At 49.9% G+C, this 19,480-nt stretch carries 17 protein-coding genes; 5 read left to right on the forward strand and 12 right to left on the reverse strand.

Features of this window, described 5'->3' with window-relative positions; translation table 11 throughout:
* Positions 1–76 precede the first annotated feature (76 nt).
* Complete coding sequence (locus Q8L79_RS03375; RefSeq protein WP_305268014.1) at positions 77–262, forward strand: cupin domain-containing protein; 186 nt, start codon at positions 77–79, stop codon at positions 260–262.
* A 127-nt stretch (positions 263–389) separates the two neighbouring features.
* On the opposite strand, the gene Q8L79_RS03380 is transcribed toward Q8L79_RS03375, so the two are convergent.
* From Q8L79_RS03380 to Q8L79_RS03390, 3 genes are read right to left on the reverse strand one after another with little or no spacing between them, the layout of a single operon-like run.
* On the reverse strand, positions 390–617 hold the full coding sequence (locus Q8L79_RS03380) for a hypothetical protein (RefSeq protein WP_305268016.1): 228 nt from the start codon (positions 615–617) through the stop codon (positions 390–392).
* Between the two features lies 1 nt (position 618).
* Positions 619–1,044: a type II toxin-antitoxin system VapC family toxin gene (locus tag Q8L79_RS03385; RefSeq protein WP_305268018.1), complete on the reverse strand. Its 426-nt coding sequence runs from the start codon at positions 1,042–1,044 to the stop codon at positions 619–621.
* Entirely contained in the window at positions 1,029–1,274 is a 246-nt protein-coding gene (locus tag Q8L79_RS03390; protein WP_305268020.1) for an AbrB/MazE/SpoVT family DNA-binding domain-containing protein, read from the reverse strand. The genes Q8L79_RS03385 and Q8L79_RS03390 overlap by 16 nt, the downstream gene beginning before the upstream one ends.
* 146 nt (positions 1,275–1,420) lie before the next feature.
* On the opposite strand from Q8L79_RS03390, the gene Q8L79_RS03395 reads away from it, so the two are divergent.
* Positions 1,421–2,152 (forward strand): hypothetical protein, encoded by a 732-nt coding sequence (locus Q8L79_RS03395; RefSeq protein WP_305268022.1) that lies wholly within the window; start codon positions 1,421–1,423, stop codon positions 2,150–2,152.
* 36 nt (positions 2,153–2,188) lie between these two features.
* On the opposite strand, the gene gmk is transcribed toward Q8L79_RS03395, so the two are convergent.
* The 9 genes from gmk to Q8L79_RS03440 all read right to left on the reverse strand — a co-directional run bounded on the left by gmk (position 2,189) and on the right by Q8L79_RS03440 (position 13,319).
* Positions 2,189–2,803 carry a guanylate kinase gene (gene gmk / locus Q8L79_RS03400; RefSeq protein ID WP_305268024.1) on the reverse strand — a complete coding sequence of 205 codons (615 nt, stop codon included), beginning with the start codon at positions 2,801–2,803 and terminating at the stop codon, positions 2,189–2,191.
* Between the two features lie 249 nt (positions 2,804–3,052).
* Positions 3,053–3,736, reverse strand: coding sequence for a 6-phosphogluconolactonase (pgl, locus tag Q8L79_RS03405; protein ID WP_305268026.1), 684 nt, complete (start codon positions 3,734–3,736; stop codon positions 3,053–3,055).
* Positions 3,737–5,224 carry a glucose-6-phosphate dehydrogenase gene (gene zwf, locus Q8L79_RS03410; RefSeq protein ID WP_305268410.1) on the reverse strand — a complete coding sequence of 496 codons (1,488 nt, stop codon included), beginning with the start codon at positions 5,222–5,224 and terminating at the stop codon, positions 3,737–3,739.
* A 67-nt stretch (positions 5,225–5,291) separates the two neighbouring features.
* Entirely contained in the window at positions 5,292–6,737 is a 1,446-nt protein-coding gene (gnd, locus tag Q8L79_RS03415; RefSeq protein ID WP_305268028.1) for a decarboxylating NADP(+)-dependent phosphogluconate dehydrogenase, read from the reverse strand.
* 495 nt (positions 6,738–7,232) lie between these two features.
* Positions 7,233–9,512, reverse strand: a complete 2,280-nt coding sequence (locus tag Q8L79_RS03420) for a TonB-dependent receptor domain-containing protein (RefSeq protein WP_305268030.1) — start codon at positions 9,510–9,512, stop codon at positions 7,233–7,235.
* A 320-nt stretch (positions 9,513–9,832) separates the two neighbouring features.
* Positions 9,833–10,876: a phosphotransferase enzyme family protein gene (locus tag Q8L79_RS03425; RefSeq protein WP_305268412.1), complete on the reverse strand. Its 1,044-nt coding sequence runs from the start codon at positions 10,874–10,876 to the stop codon at positions 9,833–9,835.
* A 138-nt stretch (positions 10,877–11,014) separates the two neighbouring features.
* On the reverse strand, positions 11,015–11,626 hold the full coding sequence (gene rdgB / locus Q8L79_RS03430; RefSeq protein WP_305268032.1) for an RdgB/HAM1 family non-canonical purine NTP pyrophosphatase: 612 nt from the start codon (positions 11,624–11,626) through the stop codon (positions 11,015–11,017).
* Positions 11,623–12,345: a ribonuclease PH gene (rph, locus tag Q8L79_RS03435; protein WP_305268035.1), complete on the reverse strand. Its 723-nt coding sequence runs from the start codon at positions 12,343–12,345 to the stop codon at positions 11,623–11,625. The genes rdgB and rph overlap by 4 nt, the downstream gene beginning before the upstream one ends.
* Before the next feature lie 74 nt (positions 12,346–12,419).
* Positions 12,420–13,319: a serine/threonine-protein kinase gene (locus Q8L79_RS03440; RefSeq protein WP_305268037.1), complete on the reverse strand. Its 900-nt coding sequence runs from the start codon at positions 13,317–13,319 to the stop codon at positions 12,420–12,422.
* Positions 13,320–13,363: 44 nt separating this feature from the next.
* Here Q8L79_RS03440 and Q8L79_RS03445 point away from each other — a divergent pair, with 44 nt between their 5' ends.
* The 3 genes from Q8L79_RS03445 to Q8L79_RS03455 all read left to right on the forward strand — a co-directional run bounded on the left by Q8L79_RS03445 (position 13,364) and on the right by Q8L79_RS03455 (position 19,158).
* Positions 13,364–14,230, forward strand: coding sequence for a YicC/YloC family endoribonuclease (locus Q8L79_RS03445; RefSeq protein ID WP_305268039.1), 867 nt, complete (start codon positions 13,364–13,366; stop codon positions 14,228–14,230).
* A gap of 214 nt (positions 14,231–14,444) precedes the next feature.
* The gene (locus tag Q8L79_RS03450; protein WP_305268041.1) at positions 14,445–15,836 is read left to right on the forward strand and encodes a diguanylate cyclase; all 1,392 of its coding nucleotides are present in this window, start codon (positions 14,445–14,447) and stop codon (positions 15,834–15,836) included.
* Between the two features lie 190 nt (positions 15,837–16,026).
* Complete coding sequence (locus tag Q8L79_RS03455; protein ID WP_305268043.1) at positions 16,027–19,158, forward strand: EAL domain-containing protein; 3,132 nt, start codon at positions 16,027–16,029, stop codon at positions 19,156–19,158.
* Positions 19,159–19,480 lie beyond the last annotated feature (322 nt).

A 19,480-nucleotide genomic window follows, 5' to 3' on the forward strand; every position in this document is an offset into this window, starting at 1 on the left:
TTTTGTCGCAAATCTAGCGGCGCGCTACACATTTACGGAAGTAATTACAGTCCTGCGGGGCAAACTAGGCAATGGCATGGGTGAAAAATTTGACACAAAAAAGGGCGAGATGCTTAACGTAGGTTCAAGCTTTGTGTTACCCGCTGGACACACTCACTATGTTTGGACCACTGATGAGGAAACAATCGTCGAACTAATCGCTACTGGGCCATGGGATATTATTTATACGAATCCGACCGATGATCCACGCAAAAATAAATAGCGGGGAAATGGAATTATGAACTCCAGTAGGATTTTAATGACAGCTTTCGGATTTACTGCCGCCACATGTTCAAATATTTGAATGTCGCAGAGTGGCCGATAGCTGTAATTGGATTCTACGCGCTACGTTAGCGAACAACAGACACTTCACTAAACCCTAACTCAAACAATACCCCCACCGCAGCATCCAATCGCTTAAATACCCGCACATGACCTCGTGCCGCTTCGAGCGTCGGATTCAGCTTATGGGTTCCGGCCAGCGTGACCGTCCAGCCTTCGCCTTGTTTGTATTTTTTTACGACAGGCGTTTCCAGCGCCCCGGCCTGAAAGAGTAGTTCCGCTTCCTTGATGTTCACGTCAATTCAGCCCGTTAGTCGATTCTGGGATGATCAGCTCAACGCTAGGGAAGTAGGTACTGAACCGCCCTTTATCGTGAGATACCAAGGCATAACCGGACACTGCCGCATGAGCGCCGATAAAAAAATCCGGAAGCACGTTGCCTTTCTCGCCTTTGCGTCTCTTGTATTGCAAAAACGCTTTTCCGGCCAGGAACAGGGCTTCTCTCGGAATCGACTTCATGGCAAAGCCCAGCGACTCGAATAGCGCTTCCACTTCTTCAATACGCGCAAAGCCAACTGAACACTCGGCGTAAATGATCGGGTTGATGACCATTGTGTTGTTCTGGTCCAGCCGTTCCAAGGTTGAGGCGCTCCATTCAAACCAGGCGCTTTCAGGGTCGGCCAGATCGGTGATAATACAGCTGTCAATCAGGATGACGGCCACGATTCGCCCCGCGTCAGCGCCATGATGTCATCGGTGCTCATCGTCAGATTGCCCGTATTATGGGCGGTCCGGAACCGGCTGACTCTCTTTTTAGAAGTTTTCGCTTTGTTGATATACCAACGCCCGTTTTCATCCTGAAGGAATTCGATCTCGGTTTCAGCGGGCAGAATGCCCATGCTTTCCCTGACATTCTGGGGGATAGTTACTTGGCCTTTGCTTGTTACGCGCATAATGATCACCTGTTTATGAGTAATACTTAAATAGTAATACTTTAGTATTGATAAAGTAAATAGCGGATATGACGATTAGGGAGTTGATACGGGTATTAATTTTTGATATAACAAAAATACACTTTTGTTTTATCAAAAACAAATATATGTCAAAAGCTGTATGGTTGAGCCTATTCTTGTTAATGCCGTTCCGGGCAGCCGCCTGGGAAGACGACAACGTTTTGTCGTTTATCAGTCAGGCGAACCCGATCATTCAGGCGCAGCACAATGTAACCAGGGCTTATGCAAAGCCTGATTCGGTGACCTGGGCGCTGCAAAACACCTCGTTAAGCGGTCGCCTGGGTTACGGCGGCACCGACTTCCGGAACGAGCCTTACACGGCTTATGGCGGCCTGCAAATTAGCATCCCGTTATCGTCAATCAAGGAAGACCGCGAACAAGCCTTGAAGTTAGTAGCCGAGGCCAAAGAAACCGAGGATATGCACACCAAAGTGATTATGGATACTGCCCAATTGAGGACACTGGAAGCTGAGCTGGCCGCTTCGGAAGTCCGGCGAAAATTTTTGAAGGAAAAGGCCGCTTGGTTGAAAGACAGGATCGACAAAGGCTACTCTTCGGAGATGGATCAACTCTGGGACATCGGCAGCAAATTGAACATCGAAGACGCTCTAATTGCCAAGGTGGACGTATTGGCGAATACGCAGCGCTACAAGCTGGCTAAATACGCCGTTACACGAAATTATTTACACCCTCGTTTCCCGGAGAACATGGCATGCACTACGCGAGCAACGAGTCCAACAACGGTTGTAATTTATGCGCTTGACGCTGCCGGGCTAGTACTATTCAGAACGTTGGGAATTAGACCTTCCAGGTTTTAGAAACCTGGAAGGTCAGCATACCGATATCTTATCGTCCTACGCAAGCAGTGAAGTTAATAAAGGCCGCAGATTAGGCAACTGGCGTTGCCGGGTTAACCTATTGGCGATGATGATGCTTTTTAATTCAGTCAGCGCCAGTGCAAAGTCATCATTAACCACCAGATAATCAAACTCGTCATGGTGGCGGATTTCGGTCACCGCATCGCGCATCCGGCGGGCAATAATCTGTTCATCATCCTGGCCCCGGTTTCTAAGGCGCTGCAACAGCACTTCCGTCGATGGCGGCAGGATAAAAATCGACAGACTGTCGGGCAGCAGTTTTTTTATTTGCTCCGCACCCTGCCAGTCGATCTCGAGAATCACGTCCAAGCCCCGGTTCAGGTTTTCTTCCACGGTCTGTTGCGCGGTGCCGTAAAAATTGTCAAAAACCCGGGCATGTTCAAGAAACGCCTGTTGTTCCTGCATGGCTTGAAAATCAGCGACAGTGACAAAGTAGTAATCCTGACCGTGTGTTTCGCCGGGTCGCATCTGGCGGGTGGTATGGGAGATTGATACGGTCAGGTCGTCCAGATCGGCAACCAGTTGTTTGACCAGGCTGGTTTTACCGGCACCGGACGGGGCGGAAATAATATACAGTTTGCCGATATTCATAAATCTAAAGGTGAAAGGTTCAAGATCGAATCTATTTTGTATGAGTACACACAAATTTAAAGAGCCTACATGATACAGGATGCTATTGCTCGGACAAAGTAGCCGTCAGGGCCACGGTATGTTTTCCGGTTTCCAATCATCAATCGAGTTCGCTGTGCGCGCTATTAAACTTGGGAAGCCGCCAATCAGCAGAATGAAAGACAGGAGTGCAAGCTCGGGGCAACCACAAGGGATTGCCCCTTCAATCAACTACGGCTTAAACGCATCGCTATCAATATAAATATCGACAGGATTTTCAGGAACTATACTCGCAACCGGCAAATCCGATCCTGAGCGCCACAGATTGACGGCTTCCTGTTTGTTCGCGCCGGTGATCAGGAAGATCAGTTCCCGCGTGTTGCTCAACGCCTTGGCGCTGATCGAAACGCGCTCCGGCGGCGGTTTGGGCGAGTTATAAACGGCATGCACCAGTTCATCCTGTTGATGCTGATGGCCGGGAAACAGGCTGGCGGTATGGCCGTCCTCGCCCATGCCCAGCAGCACCATGTCGAAGGTTCCGGCCTTGCTGACCGCAAGTTTATAACGATCGGCTGCAATTTCCGGCCCGAATTCGGCAGGCATGGTAAAGACCTGATTGGCCGGAATAGCCACCTTATCCAGTAAAACCCGGCTTGCCATCAGGCTGTTTCGATCCTGATGATCGGCAGGCAGACAGCGTTCGTCGCCGTAATAAATAGTCCAATTAGCCCAATCGGTATTCGACTCGGCGAGCAGTCGATAGACTTTTTCCGGGGTGCCGCCTCCGGCTAACACCAGCTTGAATTTGCCGCGTTCCAAAATTGCCGAGTCGGCGGCGTTAAGAATTTGCTGACAGGCGGCAATAGCTACGTCTTCTGCGGTTTCCAGATAATGCCAGCGGCTGTTGTTTTGCATTTAGTTACACTCCGGGGTTAATGAACTGCGCCATGATTGGCTTTCTTTATCGAATAGGCGGCGGCTGTCTTCGGGTCCCCAGGAACCGGCGGGATAGGTGGCGATATAGTCACGTTCAATCGCCCAGGTTTGCAGGATGGGATCGACAATGCGCCACGCATATTCTACTTCATCAAAGCGCAGAAATAACGAGCGGTCGCCTTTTAAGACGTCCAGCAATAAGTCTTCATAGGCGTCGATGGCTTTTTCATTCTGCTGGCGAAAACTGGCGTCCAGGGTGCTGGAGCGGGTGCGCATCTCCAGGCCGGGTTCTTTTACCGTCATTTCAATACGGATGCATTCTTCCGGCTGTATACCCAGCAGTACCCAGTTAGGGTTCATGCATTGCACCTCGGTGCCGCGGAAAAACTGTAACGGCGGGTGGCGAAAACAAATCGAAATAGTCGATTGCGCCTTGGCCATGCGCTTGCCGGTGCGCAAGTAAAACGGTACGCCCCGCCAGCGCCAGTTATCGATATACAGCTTTATCGCGGCATAGGTTTCGGTCATGCTGTTGGCCGGTATGCCGTCTTCCTGTAGATAGCCGCTGACCTGCTCGCCGTCCACACGGCCTTTCGCATATTGAGCGCGGAAGGCATGCCCGTGCACCGCTTCCCTGGGGATAGGGCGGATGGATTTCAGGACTTTGACTTTTTCGTCGCGGAGGGACTCGGCTTCCATAGAAACAGGCGGTTCCATGGCGACCAGGGTCAGCAATTGCAACAGATGGCTTTGCAGCATGTCGCGCATGGCCCCGGCGTTGTCATAGTAATCGGCGCGACTGCCTATGCCGATATCTTCGGAATGGGTAATCTGGATATGGTCGATATAATTGCGGTTCCATAACGGTTCCAGCATCACATTGGCAAAACGAAACACCAGCACATTTTGTACGGTGCCTTTACCCAGATAATGATCGATACGGTAAATTTGCTGTTCCGTTAAATAGCGGCTGATACGTTTTTGCAGGGCCTTGGCGCTGTCCAGATCGTAACCGAAAGGTTTTTCAATGATTACCCGACGCCAACCGTATTCTTCATCGAATAGGTGGTTATTGCTTAACATCTCCATGACAGTGCCAAAGTCCGAGGGGCTTATAGAAAGATAGAAGGCGATGTTTTTAGGGAATTGGTTTTCCCGGTTGAGCGTATCGACCAATTCGGTATAGCACTGCGCCTGTTTTATATCGCCTTGATGATAATACAAGCGAGCGCTAAAGCGCTGGAACACGGTTTCATCAAAATCGCCTGGAGCCTTGGCCTGAATCATCTGCCTGACTTCTTCCAGCCATTTCTGCTGATCCCAGGGTCTGCGGCCTATTGCCAGAATACGGGTGCCTTCAGGCAAGCGCTTTGCGGCATCCAGATGATACAGCGCCGGCATTAATTTAATTCGGGACAAATTTCCGGTGGCGCCAAAAATGGCGTAAGTGCAGGGTTCGGCTTTCATCATCATCAGCACTACCTCGTTTTTTTAGAAAAGTGGGGACGAGGTAGCGTAACCCAAAACGCTTTATTTAAACAGTATAGGTAGTGGATGCGGTTTTTCCGCCATGTCCGGTCCAATCAGTATGAAAAAACCGGCCTCTGGGTTGATCTACCCGTTCATACGTATGCGCACCGAAATAATCCCGTTGCGCCTGCAATAGATTAGCCGGTAATTTTTCACTGCGATAGCCGTCGTAAAAGGCCAGTGCGGAAGAAAGTGCCGGGGTCGGGATGCTTAGCTCAATACCTAATATCACCGCTTTCCGCCAGCCTTTGTCGGCCTGCTTCATGGCACTGGCAAAGAAATCGGCGAACAGCAGGTTTTCCAGATCGGGATCGGCATCATAGGCCTCTTTGATGTCGTTTAAAAACCGGCTGCGAATAACACAGCCGCCGCGCCACATCAAGGCAATATCGCCATAATTAAGCGACAGGTTATATTCCTTGGACGCTTCGCGCATCAAGCGGAAACCTTGGGCGTAAGAGATAATTTTGGCTGCATATAAAGCATCGCCAATGGCACTAATGATGTCTTTCTTGTCGCCGATAAACCTCAGTGCCCGTTTAGGGAGTACAGACGCGGCCTTAACCCGTTCGTCTTTTTGGGCGGATAAGCAGCGGGCAAATACCGCTTCGCCGATCAGGGTTAAAGGAATGCCCAAGTCCATGGCGTTGATGCCGGTCCATTTGCCGGTACCTTTCTGCCCGGCTGTATCAAGGATTTTTTTCAGCAGCAGCTGACCGTCTTCATCTTTGTACGCCAAAATGGCGGCGGTAATTTCAATCAGGTAAGAGCTTAACGGACCCTGATTCCATGCAGAAAATATTGAGCGCAATTCATTAGCGCCCAGGCTCAAGCCGTCGGACAGCAATTGATAAGCTTCACCGATTAGCTGCATGTCGCCGTATTCAATACCGTTATGCACCATCTTGACGTAGTGACCTGCCCCGTTATCGCCAACCCATTCGCAGCAAGGTTCACCATTGACCTGCGCGCTGATGGACTGAAAAATGGGTTTGACGGCAGGCCATGCGTCTTTATTGCCGCCGGGCATAATGGACGGCCCGTGTCTTGCTCCTTCTTCTCCGCCGGAAACGCCGGCGCCTACGTAAAGGATATTTTGTTCTTTTAGGGCGATAGTGCGGCGGGCGGTATCGGTGAACAGCGAGTTGCCGCCGTCGACAATAATATCGTCGGCCGATAACAACGGCACTAACTTGTCGATATACTGATCGACAACCTCGCCCGCTTTAACCATCAACATAATGATGCGCGGCGATTCCAGGCTATCGGCCAACTCTTCCAGCGAGTGCGTGCCGATAATCTCGGTATCTTTAGCCGGGCCGTCCAGGAATTCATCTACTTTACTGAGTGTGCGATTATGCACTGCTACTCTAAAGCCATGGTCGTTCATATTAAGAGCCAGGTTTTGCCCCATGACCGCCAAACCGATTAAACCGATATTTGCTTTCATATTTATTTTTGCGCTTAAAAAGAATGAGGATGAAATTTACTAACGTAAGATGGCTAATCGCTCGTTCCCCGGATTTTAAACAGCGATTCTGAAGCTCCCGTTAAGTCAATTGCTTACTCCGGCACCTGTTTTACCTTGCGCCTTTGGATAAACAACAACGATGAAACCGGAAACGCTACAATCGGGGATATCTTTGCTGAGCTTGTCGTATCGGTTTCCGGCAACAGCCGATGTTCATGCAGCCATGACACAGAACTGTTCGGATTATCGAGCATGACCATTTACAGCACGCTGTATTGGCCGGACAGCTAGGGGGAAGAGGGTAGAGCAAACGGGTTGCTCAGACAATCAGTAGACTTACCTAATTTGATGTTCTCAATTACGGCATTTCCAATAATGATGAATTAGCTTACCGTTCGCCCTGAGCTTATCAAAGGGCCGATACCTCTTAGGTATGGCTCGACAAGCTCAGGGCAATGGAAGAAATACTATAACTTAGATATCGAAATCCAGTTCAAAACCGCCGTAAGCAAAAATGGGCATACCCGGACGCGGACCGTAGGGTTGTCTGGAAACAAGGTATTGCTCGTCGGCCAGATTTTGCACGCCGCCAAGAATTTTAACGCCTTTGGCGACCTTATAATATGCCGAGACATCGGCTATTACATAGTCGTCGGTTTTACCGAAACGCGCATCCGGCAATCCTGCGCCGTTGACTTGATCCCCGGTATTACTGGCGCTGGTGAATGTTTCGCCGACGTAATTGCCGGAGACATCGACGCCCCACTTGTTGAAGTGCAGTCCGCTGCCGAAGCTGAGCGCGTATTCCGGTATATACGGTACTTTGTTACCTTTCTTGCCGTAACTGAAAATCGACTCCGCATCGGTCGAAGTGGCATTATTCAACTGCTCAGTATCGGTGTAGGTAAACGACAGGAAGTAAGGGTTGCTAAAGCCCCAGTCATACGCTTTACCGGCATCGAAGTTCAGCGCCATTTCGACGCCTCGGCTATCGACTGCGCCGAAGTTTTCGCTTTGTCCGCTTCCGGCGCCACCGATGTTATTGACCACCAGCAAGTTCTCAAACTGGGTATAAAAGCCGGTCAGTTCCGCAGAAAAAGCGCCATGGCTATAACGTCCGCCTAATTCATAAGCATTGCTGGATTCTTCTTTCAGTTTGTCAATCACGGCATTTTGCGGGCTGGGCGGTGAAAAGCCGCGATGGGCGCTGCCGAACATCATGAAGTCGTCGTTGAAGCGGTAATCCAGACTGGCCCCGCCCGCATACATATCCAGCGAACTTCTACCGTTTGTGTTTGGACTGAGATTGTTTTTGTACACTTGATTCAAATGCTCGTAACGCATACCGGGCGTAAATCCCCATTTACCCAATTCGATCCGGTCTTTCAGGAAAAACGCATAGGCATTGGTAAGACCGGAACGATCGTCCTGGCTGCCCGGCGCACCTACAGTAGTGCTTGTAATAGTGCCGTTCGCCGCTTGTCTATGGGTGGTGTCGTGCTGAAACCGGGTTTCCTGATCTTCATGATAACGGAAGCCGCCATTGAGTTCGTGCTGTGTCGCGCCTACGTCGAAACGGTAATTGGCGGCCGTTTCCACACCGCCCGCATAGTAACTGCGATTGTTATCCCGAACACGCAGTTGGCAGGTTAGATCGCCTTTAAGACAGGCCAAGCCGTTACCGCCGTTGGTACCTGCCAATGCATTCGCTAAATCCATGTTTTGCGTACCGGTTCCTGAGGCGTTAGGCACATTGCGAATGTCGTTCAGTTTGCTCCAGTTACGATCAAACTCGTTGTAATACGCCGTTGTTACAATATCCAAATTGTCGGTCGGCGATATGAAATAACGCGCAAAACCGCCGTTTCGTTCCGAGTCGATATTATCAAAACGCGAGGCCGAATAGCGCCGGTAGGGATCATTTTTAAAATCGGCTTCGCTTAGACCCAGATAGGTTTCATCGGCATCCATGCTGGAATAACCGTACTTGACTTCAAGCTTTTGATACATGTCGGTATTCGGTTCCCAGGACAAACGCACCATGGGCTCAACCTGCTGGAAGCCGGTTTGGTCGCCGTTTTGAAAATCAGGTTTGGTGTCGATAGTTTTGAAGCCATCCGAGCCGCGATAAAAACCTTCGACCAGGTAGCCGAAGCGACCCTGTGCGGTGTCCACGGTATCGCCGACATAACCTTGCGTTCTGACTTCGTTATAACTGCCGTAGATGGTTTTGAGATAAGCCTTACCTTTGTCCGGAATCGCGGTTGACAAGTAGTTGAGTACGCCGCCGGTGATATGCGGGCCGTATTTGATTTGGCTGGAGCCTTTCAAGACTTCCACGCCGCTCATGCGACCGCCGGCCGGGTTAAAGTAGGCGGCGGGCGCCGAATAGGAGGCAGGGGCGGTCAATACGCCGTCTTCCATGACGGTTATCTTGGCGCTACGCGTCGTATCCACTCCACGAAAACTGATGTTGGGAAATAATCCAAAGCCGTCCTCTTCACGGATATTAACGCCGGGAGCGCGTCGTAAAATACGGTTAATGTCGCTATAGCTTTGATCGCGGATCTGTTCGGTATTGATGAGCTGGGCAGAAGCCGGCATATCTTTTACTCCGGCAGGGTCGCCGAGAATATTGACGGTATCCAGGATGATGGCTTTTTCGGTTTTGTCCGCGCTCTCGGCAGCGGGTACATAACTACCGGCAATAGCAGGCAGTAATAACAGCCTAAAAAGTAGTTTCGAGTGCGACATACAATTTTCCTTTCTAAATTTGGTTAATGCAGAGCTATAGCTGATTAAATGTAGATTCAAATAACTATCAAAAGATGTAGGGGAATATAGTATCTCACTAATAAATGATAATCAATCTTATTCGTATGAAGATTAGAGATTCAAGACTAAAGATTACGGACGGATAGCTAAAGAGACTAAATCAGATCAATTGCTGCTTCGGAGGGGTAATGGTGCGCTCATATTTTCTGGTGTTCAGTCCCTTCGACAGGCTCAGGGCGAACAAGCTTTTAGAATGCTCAGCGACGGTTTTCAGGATAAACGCAAGGCTTTAGCCGGTGTTAGCTGTTGTGTAACTGCGAGATCAGGCTCTTAATCGCGGTTTCCTGCGCCATGATGCTCTCGCATAAGCGGAATTGGCCGGCAGCGCGCTGTAAGTTTTGCTCGGGTTCTGCGACCTTGAAATACCGGTTCCCTTCCAGATAATCGGTATAAAAGCGGATGCCTAATTCAAAGGGGATCAGCCGGATGGCGGGGTATAAATAGTGATAATCGTGTTCGGTAAAAAATGCGCCGGCCTCAGCCAGGTAGCTTTTTAACAGGGCGGCGCAAATGTCCGGATTAAATTCGACCGGATCGGCACTGTAACAGCAAGAGCGCAGACAATCGCCAACATCGTAATGAACCAGGCCCGGCTTGACGGTGTCGAGATCGATAATGCTGACGATAAGCTTGCTGTGTTTATCAAACAGGAAATTGTTTAATTTGGGGTCGCCGTGGATAACTCTCAATGCCAGCAAACCCTGTTGTTTTGGCGCTTCCAGATCATCGGCGATAGACTGAAACCGGCCGATAAATTCAGCGCAATAACGGTCTTCCGAGTTGACCGCTTGCTGCCTTACCTGATGATAATGTTGCAAATAGCCAGGCGTTATATGAAAGCCGGGCAGGGTGTCATGCAGAAGAGCAGGATTAAGATCGCTAATCAAGCGATGAAAATGGCCCAAGGCAAATCCGGCCTGCTCAGCGTCGCTGATAGTGCCTATAGTTTCAATGCCTTCGGTATTGGCAATAAAGCTTAGCGCTCGCCAGCAATCGCCGTTTTGATCCTGATAAAGTGAGTTGTTATCGGCAGTCTTTAAAATTTCCGGGATTTGCAGCATCACCGAAGCGGCGGTTTTTTGCGCCATATGCCGGTTAAGCGTAGTCAGGTTAGCCATGATTTGCTCAGGCGCAGGAAAAATCGTGCGGTTTATGCGTTGCAGAACAAACGGGGATGATGGCGTTGCGACCAGATACGTATCATTAATCAGGCCGTTGCCGAGCGGGGTTATCTCTGTAACAACGCTGGCGAACCGGCTGGCGATGGGGAGTAATGCGATTATCAAAATACAATTCCGGGAAAGAACATTCCATCAAAAATCTGATCCGTAGAAAAAACAGAGCCCACCAAAGGCACGAAAAAACAAAATAATCGTGTTTTGAAATTGTTCGTGTTTTTCGTGCCTTTGGTGGACACTTGTTTAAGCAGATTCCCTGGCCTTGATTAATGCCGTTAGAGTCTTCAGCGCTTGTCCTCTGTGACTCAGCGAATTTTTAACCGCTGCCGGTAATTCTGCCGACGCGCAGTTTTGCTCCGGCACCCAGAATACCGGATCATAGCCGAAACCGTTTTCGCCGACCGCATGATCCAAAATCCTGCCTTCCCAAATGCCTTGGGCGATCACAGGACAGGGATCATTCGCATGCGTCATAAACACCATCACGCAGATAAACCGCGCTGTACGCAGTTCATCCGGGACGCCTTCCAGTTCCCGCAACAGCTTGTTCACATTGTCCTGATCGCTGGCGCCAACTCCGGCGTATCTGGCGGAAATTACGCCGGGCGCACCGTTCAGAGCATCAACCACCAGACCCGAATCATCGGCTATCGCCGGCAACTTGCAATGCAAGGCCGCATTTCTGGCTTTTAAAATGGCATTTTCTACAAAGGTAGTGCCGGTTTCTTCCACGTCGACGACATTAAACGCCGATTGCGGCACAATGGGATGATTCGCCAGTATCGCCTGAATTTCCCTGATCTTGCCGGGATTGCCGCTAGCCAGAACGATGTCAGTTATGGTTGAAAAGGTCATTTATGATTTTCTATCGCGAACCGTTGTTTTTCCAGCAATATCTTGATCCCTGAACCTGCCAGTTCCAGCATTGCGTCCAGCTCTTCTTTCCTGAATGCATGCCCCTCAGCCGTACCCTGTACTTCAATAAATGCAGCGGCATCGTTCATCACCACATTCATATCGGTTTCCGCATTGCTGTCTTCGGCATAATCCAGATCCAGCACCGGCACACCGTTGTAAATGCCTACAGAAACCGAGGCGATTTGCCCATGCAGCGGATTGGTCTTGATTTGTTTGCGCTTGAGCATTTTTTGTACGGCCAGCGACAAGGCGACAAAACCGCCGGTAATTGAAGCGGTACGGGTTCCGCCATCCGCCTGCAACACATCGCAATCGATCATGATGGTATGTTCGCCCAAGGCCTTTAAATCGATCGCCGCCCGTAAGGATCGGCCAATCAGGCGCTGAATTTCCAAGGTGCGCCCGCCTTGTTTGCCGTTACTGGCTTCACGCCCCATCCGGCTGTGGGTCGAACGCGGCAACATGCCGTATTCGGCGGTAATCCAGCCTTCGCCTTTGCCTTTAAGAAAGCGCGGGACACTCCTGTCGACACTGGCTGTGCAAAGCACCCGGGTATCGCCGAATTCAACCAGGACAGAGCCCTCTGCATGTTTGGTAAAACCGCAGGTAAATTTTATGTCCCTTAGTTGGTCCGGGTTACGTCCGCTTGGTCTCATAGTTGTTCCGCTAGATTGAAAAACCGCACAGTATACCTGAACAGCGCGCTGACCGGCTTTTCAATTTAGAATAATCAACTGCGGGCAAGAGCTTGTTGCAATTCGGCAACTGATTGCGGACGATTTTCCGGCTGCAACGCCATAGCCCAGTCGATGGCATTTAACAGATGTTCGGGGAACTTTCGCTTAAACGCTTTGACGGCGGGGATCAAGGTGTCCTGTTGCACCCTGTCCCGTGCAGGAACCGGCGCTTTATTCTCCAGGCAATTGCGCATGCTCGCACCTACCGCATAAATATCCGTCCACGGACCCAGCTGCGCACTCAAGTCATGCTGCTCTATCGGCGAATAGCCTTTGGTCATAACCTTGCTTTGCTTACTGAGATGCGATTTCGGAAAACTCTGAATCGCGCCAAAATCCAGCAATAACGCATCATTGCCCGGCCGTACCAGAATGTTGGAGGGTTTAATATCAAGATGAATAAAATGCTGACTATGAATATGACCCAGTCCCGCCAGTAACGAATTGAACAAGGCGAACAAAAAGTCTTCGGAAATAGGCAGGGTTTTATCTTTTAACAGCTTATCCAGCGTAATCCCGTAGTCATAAGTCATCACCATATAAACAGTAGCATTGGCTTTAAAAAAACCGATAACCTGGACAATATTAGGATGTTTTAATGTCGATAAAACCTTGGCTTCTTCAAAGAACAATACCCTGCCGCGCTTGAATAAAGCCGCAGCCTCTTCACTGTTGGCGACAACCATATTGTTCCAGGTTCGGTGGGCAAACTTTCGGGGCAGATATTCTTTAATGGCAACCTGAACCTGATCCGCTATTTGTCTGGCCAGATAAACGGAACTGAAACCGCCGTGCGCCAACTCCCTCTCAATGACATACTGGTCTATAATAGTGCCGGTTTGCAGGTAGTTCCACTCTTTGGGATAAGTATGCGGATCGTAGTATTCAGCCATTGTGTTGTTTGTTTGTACTAAAGCGCATTAATTATAGGTGAAAAATGATTAGAAGCATGACCGCGTTTGCCGGTAACGAGACAGAAATCGGCGACTTAACCATAAGCTGTGAATTGCGCTCAGTCAATCACCGTTACTGCGACATCAGTTTAAGACTGCCGGATCGCCTGCGCTTTGTTGAAGCCGATCTGCGTTCAGCCATCACCGCAAAAATCAATCGAGGCAAAGTCGAATGCTCATTGAACTACAAAAAACAGGCTAAAAACGGGCAAAGCTTCATCATTAATACCGATGCCGTCGCCACACTACTGGCCGCGACCAATACCATAGAGCAGCAGATGATGGGCTCTTTGTCCTTTTCGGCGCTGGATGTACTGGCATTTCCCGGTATTCAGCAGGAGCCGGATATTGATAAAGAGCAGCTCAGTCTGGGCATTACAACCCTGGTCGATCAAGCCTTGGCACAATTGCTGGAGGTACGGGAAAGAGAAGGCGCGCAACTTAAACTGCTGATCGAAGAACGTTGCGCAAAAATGCTGATTTTCGTCGTTTCGGCAGGGAAACGCATGCCGGAAGTATTGTTGCTAATCCGCAATAAGCTGAAAGACCGGATTACCGAACTGGTCGCCCAGCCCGATTTCGACCGTCTGGAGCAGGAACTGGTTCTGTTGGCGCAAAAACTGGATATTACCGAAGAACTCGACCGGTTGGAAACCCATATCACTGAAGTGTTGCGGGTACTCAATCAAAAAGACCCGGTCGGCAGGCGGCTGGATTTCTTAATGCAGGAATTGAACCGTGAAGCCAACACCTTGGGCTCTAAATCGACCGACAAGGAAATGACCAAAATAGCCATTGAGCTTAAAGTGCTGATCGAGCAAATGCGCGAACAGATACAGAACATAGAGTAATATTTCAAGCCGATCCTTAAAATCCCTACAAGCCGCGAATTTCGCGGCTTGTTTGTTTTAATGCTTCCAATTGCCAGCTAAAGCACCGCCTCGATGAAGAGCAATGTCAGCGTTTGCTTTCATGCTATACTCGAAAACGGCTGATAAACTGATTAGCACCTTGGCAGACCTTACAATTACCTGCTTGCGATTGCCACTTAAAAAAACCGACTTCATGGCACGCTTAAAACACACAACGGTTATTTGGATAGCTGTCACCGCGTTGGTCTACTACTTTTTAGCCCACTCCGGGATGGCATTATTTGCGCTTAAGCCGGGTAATATCACACTACTCTGGCTGCCGTCCGGAATTGCCCTGATTATGTGTCTTCATTGGGGTTACCGGTCCATCCCTTTCATTGTTCTGGCCAGTTTTGCCGCAAATTTTTCAGGCATGTCCGCATCCTCCGGGCCGGGTCCGTTTTTGCATACGGCAGTCGCCGCTATCGCAGATGGCATGGTTGGCATTATAGCCATGCACTTTTTGAAACAGTTCTTGCCAAATGGACTCAGACGGACCCATGATCTGGTTCCGTTTGGACTTTGGGTTTGTATTGTTCCGACTGCGATAACAAGCATCATCCTGTCTGTTAATTTGGTTGTCGGCGGCTATATCTCATGGGATGAAACCGAAAACTTTTTCCTCATGCTGGTTTTGGCCGACAGTCTCGGTATTCTGCTGGTTTATCAGGTTTATCAAGGCTGGCATGATGATGGAAAAATGAGCCAAGCGGAGTTGGTTTGGCTTGCCGGAACAACACTGGTCATGGTCGTCTTGTTGATACTCGGTTTTACTACGCTACCGGGAGCGGTGTTTTTTATCGTACCGCTGCTGTTGGTGCTTTCGTTCAATGTGAATCTATTTGGCGTAGCAACTGTAAGCTCCATGTCTTTAGTGAGTATCATCGCTGCCACCGCGCATAATGCCGGTCCATTCGTGGTAACCGATCGGGCGGATTCAAACTTTCGACTGATGGCCTTCGTTTTTTCGAGTGCGTTGACAATACTCGGCATCGCTCTGCAAAACAGGCAATTGACTTCAATTGAACGCTCCAGCGAGTTGTGGAAAGATGCGGCAGAACATGACCCTTTGACCGGACTGATTAATCGGCGCGCTTTTCTGCCGCGTTTGCAGAACGAGCATCAACGCGCTTTACGTACGGGTAACACTTATACTTTTGCAATGCTTGACCTGGACCATTTTAAATCGATCAATGACGCCTATGGACATCATTGCGGCGATGCTGTGTTATGTGCGCTTGCGGCGGTTATGATCGAAAATTGCCGGTCTATTGATGCAGTGGCGCGCATGGGTGGGGAAGAGTTTGGTATCCTGTTTCCCGAGTGTACTGGCGAGGAGGCATTAATTGCGTTGGAGCGTATACGCAAAAGGTTCGAAAACAGTCCTGTGATGGCTGACGGAAAATCGGTTTCCGTCACCGTCAGTATCGGAGTCGCATCGTTTGTAGAGGGTCAGGAAAAGGCCGCTGAAGTGGTTGCGCGAGCCGATAGAGGGCTCTATGCAGCCAAGGCGGAAGGACGTAACCAAATAGTTGCAGGGGTCTAAGGCGATAGTTTGAGTTTAAATAATCCACAGACAATCATGGTTGAATTGATTGAAACAAGAAGTGATCTCAAAATGCCGGAATTTTAAAAAAAGCTAAAAAATTCAGCGTTTTCGCACCATAACGGTTTAAATTACAATTAATAGAGAATTCCTTATGACGATTCACGAGGAACAAAGAGGAAAAAACACAATGACTCCTCCCAGCAACTTATCGCGATTTTCGCGTAGCCTCTGGCTGGCATTGGGAATGTTTGTCGTTTTCGCCATTCTTTTTGTCATATACGTCCGTTCGGAAAAGCAGATTGATCGCGCCAATGAGTCGCGGCTTCAATCCCATTTGTTGGCTGACGAGTTACGTCAGTCGTCAGATGATCTTACCCGTATGGTGCGAAGTTACGTCATCACCGGCAATCCTGTCTATAAACAACATTTTCAGGAGATTATCGACATCCGCGACGGCAAGATGTCCCGCCCGGTCAATTACCACAATATCTATTGGGATCTGGTACTGTCTGATGACCCGCGTCCGGACAGCGGGCAAAAGATTGCCTTGCTGGACCTGGTGCAGCAAGCCGGTTTTACCGGGGAAGAATTTGCCAGGCTTGCACAAGCCAAGGCTAATTCGGATAGGCTCACCAACACTGAATTCGCCGCGATGAAGTTGGTCGAATCCACGGCCACACCTATCGAGGCTAACCGTCTCAAAGCAAGCCTGATGTTGCAAGACGCAAGCTACCATCAGGCCAAGGCTGGTGTCATGCAACCGATCAGCGAGTTCTACCAGCTGATGAATCAACGCACCCTGGATGCCGTCTACGCTGCGGAGAATAATGCTGAGTTCTTGCGCGTGGTATTCATCTCATCCGGTTTGTTGTTGTTATTTATGCTGCGGCGCGTTTACCGGATCTTGCATACCACGTTGGGATCGTCGCTGAGTGAATTGTATGGGCGTATTATCTGTATAGGTCGTGGAGATTTTTCATCCGCCATTCCTGTCGCAGCAGGCATGGAAAACAGTGTGCTGGGCTGGCTGTCTGAAACGCAGATCAATCTTGCCCGCTTTGACGCTCAGCGCAAGGAAGCCGAACTGAGAAATGAACGCATGACCCAGCTTTATGCCGCTTTGAGCCAGTGCAACCAAGCTATCGTGCGCTGCAGTAATGAAGATGAGCTGTTTTCGCAAATTTGCTGCGATGCGGTGAATTTCGGCGGAATGAAGATGGCATGGATAGGCATGCTGGACGAACAAAGCAAACAGCTTAAGCCGGTTGCGTCTTATGGTAGCGGTACGGAATATCTGGAAGGGATTCAAATTTCGATTGATGAAAACGAGGCGGCCGGGCAAGGCCCGACCGGAACAGCCATGCGTGAAGATCATCATTTTTGGTGCCAGGATTTTCAGCATGATCCTGTAACCACACCCTGGCACGAGCGCGGCGCAACGTTCGGTTGGAATGCTTCAGCCGCGCTGCCCTTGCACAGAAACGGCGCGGTTATTGGAGTTTTCACTTTATATGCCGCCGAAATCAATGCCTTTGATCAACCCGCACGCGACCTGCTGGTTGAAATGGCGATGGACATCGACTACGCATTGAACAGTTTTGAGCACGAAGCGCAACGTAAGCAGGCTGAAAGTTTACTTGCAGATTCGCATCGCCTGCTCAAAATGATCATCGACACGGCCCCCATACGTGTTTTCTGGAAAGATACGGAATTACGTTATATGGGCTGTAATCCCGCTTTTGCCAAGGATGCGGGAGAAGTCTCAGCACAGGATATAATCGGCAAGGACGATTTTCAGCTGGCCTGGAAAGAGCAGGCCGAACACTATCGAGCCGATGACCGGCGGATAATGGAATCAAATATTCCCAAGCTTGCTTTTGAAGAGCAGCAAACCAGGCCTGATGGGGCAATCATCTGGCTGCGTACATCTAAAGTGCCGCTTCAGAATGAGGCTAACGAAACCATCGGTATGTTGGGTATTTACGAAGACATAACCGAGCAAAAGTGTACTGAGGAACGTATTCATTATCTGGCGAATTTCGATCCGCTGACCGGATTGCCGAACCGCACTCAACTGAATGATCATCTTAACTATGCCCTCAGCCTGGCGAAGCGCAGCAACGGGCATTTGGCATTGATGTTCCTCGACCTCGACCATTTCAAAGATATCAATGACTCGCTCGGCCACAGTATTGGTGACGCCTTGTTGATTGAGTTGGCAAAGCGTCTGCGCCTGGTGCTTCGAACAGAAGACACGGTGACGCGTTTGGGCGGGGACGAATTTATTTTGTTATTACCCGGCGTCGATGCCATCGGCGCGGTGCATGTGGCGCAAAAATTACTGGATGCCATTGCCGAGTCTTATTGGGTCGAACTCTATGACCTGGCTCTGACCGCATCGATCGGTATTGCGCTCTATCCGGAAGATGGCGGCGATCTGGAAACACTCTCCAAGAACGCCGATACCGCTATGTATCGTGCCAAACAGGAAGGCCGCCAATGCTATCGTTTCTTTACCCAGGAAATGCAAGCTCGCTCGGCACGCAATCTGCAATTGGTAAATGCGCTGCATCACGCGCTGGAGCGCAACCAATTACAGGTCTATTACCAGCCGCAAGTGGCCATGCAAGACGGCCATGTCATCGGGGCCGAGGCCTTGTTGCGCTGGCAGCATCCCGAATTGGGCATGGTGTCTCCGGCAGAATTTATTCCTGTCGCGGAAGGCAGCGGGCTGATCCTGCCGATCGGCGAATGGGTATTAAGATGCGCGGTGCGGCAGGCAAAAGCCTGGATGGATGAGGGTTTCGGCCCGCTGGTTATGGCCGTGAACCTGTCCGCGGTGCAGTTTCGTCATCCCGATTTGCCGGAGCTGGTCACGCGCATACTCGACGAAGAAGGTTTGCCGCCCGAGTATCTGGAGCTGGAGTTGACCGAAGGCGTGGCAATGCACAACCCGCAAGGCGCTATCGCCGTGATGAATAATCTGCATGAGCGCGGTATTCGTATGTCGATCGATGATTTCGGCACCGGCTATTCCTCGCTGAGCTATCTGAAGAAATTCAAGGTGTACAAACTCAAGATCGACCAGTCCTTTGTCCGCGACATCAGTACCGATTCGGAAGACAAAGTGATCGTCAGCGCCATTATCAACCTGGCGAAGAGCCTTGGCCTGAAAACCATTGCCGAAGGCGTGGAAACGGCAGGGCAGATGGCGTTCCTGCGCGAACAGGGTTGTGATGAAATGCAGGGATATCTGTTCAGCAAGCCGGTACCGATAGAGCAGTTTGAAGCAGTTCTGAAACAGGGCTTTGTTTTCTGATGAGACGCCAAATTCGATTTGCCGTCCATGAAACAGGTAGATGCGGTCGGCCGTATGGCTTGAAGCGAATAAGATGTAACAGTTCGCATAGCTAAGGAATACAGGTGTGCTCCTCATTTCTTTGAAAGGATAGTGAAAGGTTGCAATGTTAAACTAGCCGGTGGATACCGCTTTTTGACGCGTGCGTGAAACAATAGTTTTAGTTTGCAGGCGCCTACATTATTGAAATCCGCGATGATCGGTAAAAACTATTGATAGCGTTCAAGCTTAATGCTTGCCAAGCAACAACCTTAACGTACAATTGCTAACCCTCTAAACTACC

This window comes from Methylobacter sp. (assembly GCF_030680395.1).
In the GTDB taxonomy this organism is placed as follows: domain Bacteria; phylum Pseudomonadota; class Gammaproteobacteria; order Methylococcales; family Methylomonadaceae; genus Methylobacter_A.